Source organism: Oleiphilus sp. HI0132, from assembly GCF_001635845.1.
This window is the reverse complement of the sequence record NZ_LWGJ01001541.1, coordinates 1-1,236: the sequence shown is the minus strand read 5'-3', so window position 1 is coordinate 1,236 and position 1,236 is coordinate 1. Positions and strand designations below refer to the sequence as shown.

Genomic DNA, 1,236 nt, shown 5'->3' with positions numbered 1-1,236 from the left:
TTTGCATCTCATCAATCAAAAATTGGCTTATGTTTGTCACCTTAATAGGGTTCATCACACACATGGCGCGCGCAGCATTGTCGTTTAAATCATCACGAATCGCTCGCTCAAGAATCGCCACGTCAATATCACTATTGTTCTTGCTTGAAACAGGGATCATATCGCAGAAGCTTTTTAGCGCAGTGGGCGTAAAGCCACGACGACGCATACCTGATACCGTTGGCATACGCGGGTCATCCCAACCTGAAACGACACTGTCATCCACCAACTTCTTAAGCTTACGTTTACTGGTAACGGTATAGTTCAAGTTCAAACGACCAAATTCGTACTGGCGAGGCTTACTCGGAACAGGTAGGTTTTCCGTAAACCACTCATATAAAGGCCGGTGAGCCTGAAACTCCAAGGTACAAATTGAGTGCGTCACACCTTCAATGGCATCTTCCTGCCCATGAGCAAAATCATAACTCGGATAAATACACCACTTATCACCCGTTTGATGATGAGAAGCCTTACGGATACGATAAAGAATCGGGTCACGCAAATTCATATTTGGTGAGGCCATATCGATCTTGGCGCGTAAAACACAAGCGCCTTCATCGTACTCACCGGCACGCATCTTCTCGAACTCAGCTAAATTCTCTTCAACTGTACGCTCTCGATAAGGACTTTCTTTACCAGGAGACGTCGCCCAACCACGATACTCTTTGGCTTCGGCAGGGGAAAGGTGACAAACATAAGCCAATTTTTGATTGATGAGATGCAAAGCCCAGTCATAAAACTTGTCGAAGTAGTTAGAAGCATAACGCACCTCACCCGACCAGTCGTAGCCTAACCACTTAACATCTTCCTGAATCGCATCAATATAGGCCTGCTCTTCTTTTTCAGGGTTGGTGTCATCAAAACGAAGGTTACACTCACCGCCATACTCTTTCGCTAAACCAAAGTTCAACCAAATAGAACGAGCGTGACCAATGTGTAAAAAGCCATTCGGCTCAGGAGGAAAACGCGTAACAACCTTGCCGCCATGCTTGTTATCGGCAATGTCCTGCTCGATAGCCTGCTGTAAAAAGTGCTTAACTTCGGTGTCTTTTTCAGGAGTGTTTTGTTCTGACATGCTGGGTGATAATCCGACGAAAAATAAAACCCGACATTATATAGAAATCGATACTAATAGAAAGTAATCAACGGGGTCAGACTCGATTGAAATTCAATCGAGTCTGACCCCGTTGATTCCAG

Annotated in this window: 1 protein-coding gene; it reads right to left on the bottom strand. The window is 45.1% G+C overall.

Annotation, left to right across the window (positions count from 1 at the left end):
- Positions 1–1,114: glutamine--tRNA ligase (gene glnS, locus A3766_RS23705; protein ID WP_068643092.1), on the bottom strand; the 1,114-nt coding region annotated here is incomplete at its 3' end.
- Positions 1,115–1,236: the final 122 nt, after the last annotated feature.